At 45.1% G+C, this 3,711-nt stretch carries 5 protein-coding genes; all 5 read right to left on the reverse strand.

Features of this window, described 5'->3' with window-relative positions; genetic code table 11:
• Positions 1-691: 691 nt before the first annotated feature.
• The 5 genes from DDZ13_RS15110 to DDZ13_RS15125 all read right to left on the reverse strand — a co-directional run bounded on the left by DDZ13_RS15110 (position 692) and on the right by DDZ13_RS15125 (position 3,188).
• The gene (locus DDZ13_RS15110) at positions 692-1,081 is read right to left on the reverse strand and encodes a hypothetical protein (protein ID WP_110132298.1); all 390 of its coding nucleotides are present in this window, start codon (positions 1,079-1,081) and stop codon (positions 692-694) included.
• Positions 1,082-1,192: 111 nt separating this feature from the next.
• Positions 1,193-1,477 (reverse strand): hypothetical protein, encoded by a 285-nt coding sequence (locus DDZ13_RS15115; protein ID WP_110132299.1) that lies wholly within the window; start codon positions 1,475-1,477, stop codon positions 1,193-1,195.
• Positions 1,478-1,585: 108 nt separating this feature from the next.
• Positions 1,586-1,921: a hypothetical protein gene (locus DDZ13_RS15120; RefSeq protein WP_110132300.1), complete on the reverse strand. Its 336-nt coding sequence runs from the start codon at positions 1,919-1,921 to the stop codon at positions 1,586-1,588.
• 93 nt (positions 1,922-2,014) lie between these two features.
• Entirely contained in the window at positions 2,015-2,461 is a 447-nt protein-coding gene (locus DDZ13_RS15380; protein ID WP_146209405.1) for a hypothetical protein, read from the reverse strand.
• A gap of 367 nt (positions 2,462-2,828) precedes the next feature.
• Positions 2,829-3,188, reverse strand: a complete 360-nt coding sequence (locus DDZ13_RS15125) for a hypothetical protein (RefSeq protein WP_110132301.1) — start codon at positions 3,186-3,188, stop codon at positions 2,829-2,831.
• Between the last annotated feature and the right edge of the window lie 523 nt (positions 3,189-3,711).

The following is a 3,711-nucleotide window of genomic DNA, read 5'->3' on the forward strand; positions in this document are numbered from 1 at the left end:
AGCGGAGTCGACTAAACATCTTGTTATTGGCCACCTGGCGAGCCGAGGAGAAAAGAATCCCTGTGAAATTTTTTCTTCAGTCCCCAAAACAATTTTTTTAGTTGAAACGTGTTCTTTTGTTCACTAGATGTTTCGGGTCCGTCACGCGTGACCTCAACGCATGTTAGGCCTCGCGAGTCGCAACCCGAAACCACTTCAATTAATTCTTTTGTGCCCTGCGCCTTCATTCTTTATTCAAGATCTCATCGCAGGTGTGCCTCTAACGTAGAGGAGTCTCAAGGAGTGAGCGAGGGACGAGCGAACGGAGTTGAGACCTCCGACTGGATATGGGATTCAATAGGCGATTCTAACATACACGGCAGGTGCACCAAATAATGAAACAAGCAATGCCACAGTCGAACCTATTTTTACTGTGTTATTTTCCGACGAGGCATAAACGCCAATCGTCCCTAGGAACAGGCCGAATAGCAAGATCCCGTAGAGTAGTCGTATTCCCTCTTCTTTTCCTGATGCATTTAATATTCGCGGCAACCCGTGGGGGGCAAAGGTGAACGCTAGAATCGTCCAACAATAGCTAGACCCGAAAAATACAAGCCAACGAGACAATCTCGACTTCACGCTTATATTCTTCTCTTCCATATCGTAAAGAGGTGGCGCGCCAAAGGCGTTGCCACGCTCGCCTGGTTAGACCTTATTTTTGTTTCGCCCAAGTGGCTTGGTGGATGGTCTGTCCTGCATCTGTGTTTAGTGTGTGATGATGCACGAGAGTGAATCCTTCTCTCTTATACTTGTTCCTGTTCTCTTCGAAGGCGTTTGTTGGAATGCCATGATTACTCCAGAACCAAAATGAATCAGTAGGCAGCTCTGTATAGTAAGCACGAAAAAGGATTTCATCATTCCCTGTCTCTTTTGCTTCAACGATAACTGGGTAGAGTCTCTGACTTCGTTCATCAAAGACCTTCTGGTATTCTTCTCCCGTCATCCATTCGGTGAATCCAGTTTCGTTCTCCTGATTCATCAGGATGAATGTTATCAACCCCAAGATTACGGCTAAGAGTGCGATTATAAGTTTGCTTTTCATTTTTTTGCTAACGTGGAGGACAGGCAACCCGCCAGTGGGGATCGTAGTCCTGTTGATTTTTAGAGTTTTACGGGCGGGTTATCGGGTTGTCCTGCTCCGACTGGTTGTGTCCTAGTTTTTGAGTGGGATCTTGCGGATTAGATCGAGAGGATAAATGTCGGCAGCCTCATTTTTAGTTCCCTCTGGGAAGAGGCTGGCTTTGATGTATCCATCGTAAAATTCAATAGTAGAGCCTGCACCAATCTGACTGGTTTTGCTTCCATCCTTAAATATGATTGCGCCATTTAGAGTGTCCGTTGCATTTGGTGTTTCTATTTTTTCTATCAATGCATGGATGATGAATCCTGCTAAGATTGAACAGGCGATGAGGATGTGTCCTAGGTTTAAATTTTTCATTTTCAATCACACAACGTAAAGGCCAGGCACCCAGCCTGACGAGTTAGTGGTTCAAGTGGTTCTCAGATTTTCGGGCGGGTTGCATGGGTTGACCTGTGCCGACTGGTTCTACTTTGATTCTTTCCATTTAAGATAGGCTTCATGCGAGATCTGGTGTCCATGGGCAACTGTGGTTGAAGGGTGTTCGCATTCTGCATTCAACTCTAGGTCCTGATGGTCGTAGGTAATCTGAACTCCATTTTTAGTTACTTTTGGTAGATCGTTACCATAAAGATCTTCAAGCGTCTGGGGCCACTCTGAGTGCGTGTCGTAGTATTTATAAAAGTCTTCACTTAAAACGCTAACACTATTGAAGCACGTTCGGCGATCGTAGGATTTCTTTAAAGCTGTGGACAGAAAGAAGACAACAATGACTGCCACTATGATTGAGATTGCTCGTTTCATTTTTCCGTAGAACGTAGAGCGTAGTCGATGCGAGCCTGAGTGGTCAATCGTGCAAGTGGTTCTCGGGTTTTCGTGGGGCAGCACTCGCATTGACTACCGCGTCTGGTTCGATCCATGTTTTGTGTATGTTTTTGATATCAAGACTGGTATACTTGAATAGCTGACAGTGATTAAAACTTCTTTGCTTGGAGTAGAGATTGGATCGGAGTTTTTGTGCTCTCGGGCATGAATAGTAATTACTCTTCCATTCGCTTCTATCTTGTCGACTACAGATGCTCCACGGCCTCCAAGGTAAATACGGCTCAGTTGCTCAGAACTTCCGTCTTCTCTTAATTCAATAATCTCGAGAAACTTCGTGGCATCGTTTCTGCCCACATCTGGTAGATAGTAAAGGACACACACTTTTTCTCCCCATTCTATATCGGAATGCCAAGAGACGTTCGCATGTCGTGGAATTAGTGCCTCGACCGATAAGGGCAACTCAGCACCGGAGAGCATCGATGCGAAAAATATGGTTAGTGCCGATAGTGTGTTTTTCATTCTTTCATCGAACGTAGATGTTTAGTCGTGTAGCGCAGCGGAGTCGACTAAACATCTTGTTATTGGCCACCTGGCGAGCCGAGGAGAAAAGAATCCCTGTGAAAATTTTTCTTCAGTCCCCAAAACAATTTTTTTAGTTGAAATGTGTTCTTTTGTTCACTAGAAGTTTCGGGTCCGTCACGCGTGACCTCAACGCATGTTAGGCCTCGCGAGTCGCAACCCGAAACCACTTCAATTAATTCTTTTGTGCCCTGCGCCTTCATTCTTTATTCAAGATCTCATCGCAGGTGTGCCTCTAACGTGGAGCACTATCGCGACTGAAGCGCGGAGCGCGAAAGGAGTTGATAGCTGCGTCTGGATCTGTGGTTCATTCTTGGGTGTTCCATGACGGGGAGTAGCTGTCATCAAATTTGAATCCGTGCGTTTCGTTTATTCTGATGGTAAAAACTAGGGGTCCTTCCTCATAAAAACGATGCTCGAATTCTTTAATTTCCGTGAGATCAAGGCCAGTCGATTCCTCAAGCTCTGAAAGAGACTTTGGTCGTCGTCCTTCATTCTTTTCGAATTTTTCCATTTCGCTGCTTAGGGGCCAAACTATCTCAACAAAGGGCTCCGCTTCGACGTAATCATTTCGCCAGCTGAGAAGATTTAACGCGGTCACGGTTCCGAATATGACAAGCCACGCTATGGCGACAACGACGACGGCGATTCCAATTTTCTTTTTCACAGATCGTAGAGGAGTCTCACGAAGTGAGCGAGGGACGAGCGAACGGAGTTGAGACCTCCGACTGGATATACCCTTCAGTCGAAGCCCTTACATTTCTGAATCCAGTGAACTGCTTCATATGCTTAATAATCAAAAATTCTTAGCAGCAGCATATTTGAGATTAGAGTAAGAGCAATATAAGCAGCTACTCCTGACAAAAAAACATGGATGCTTCTCTTATTTGCCTTCTTCATCAGAGATATACAACTACCGACTCCAACGATTATTATCAGGTTCTGAGAAATGAAAGGAATAATTCCTTGAAATTCCAACACATAGATCGGGAAAACTGCGAAAATCGCCAAAAGGACCAGATTGGATACATCTCCCATTATTTCTATTCTTTAGTTTGTATATCGTAGAGGTCTCACACGGAGGGGGCGCAGCCCCCGGAGTTGTGAGAACCGACTGGTTCTGGTTGAGTTACTTCAGAGGCAATCACATAACCATCGAATCCAATAGAGGATGAAATCTCCCACACTCT

This window comes from Coraliomargarita sinensis (assembly GCF_003185655.1).
In the GTDB taxonomy this organism is placed as follows: domain Bacteria; phylum Verrucomicrobiota; class Verrucomicrobiia; order Opitutales; family Coraliomargaritaceae; genus Coraliomargarita_B; species Coraliomargarita_B sinensis.

What these genes read in the sequence shown, in the direction of transcription:
- DDZ13_RS15120 (WP_110132300.1), bottom strand. Translation starts at nt 1,921, where the DNA reads ATGAAACGAGCAATCTCAATCATAGTGGCAGTCATTGTTGTCTTCTTT.
- DDZ13_RS15380 (WP_146209405.1), bottom strand. Translation starts at nt 2,461, where the DNA reads ATGAAAAACACACTATCGGCACTAACCATATTTTTCGCATCGATGCTC.
- DDZ13_RS15110 (WP_110132298.1), bottom strand. Translation starts at nt 1,081, where the DNA reads ATGAAAAGCAAACTTATAATCGCACTCTTAGCCGTAATCTTGGGGTTG.
- DDZ13_RS15115 (WP_110132299.1), bottom strand. Translation starts at nt 1,477, where the DNA reads ATGAAAAATTTAAACCTAGGACACATCCTCATCGCCTGTTCAATCTTA.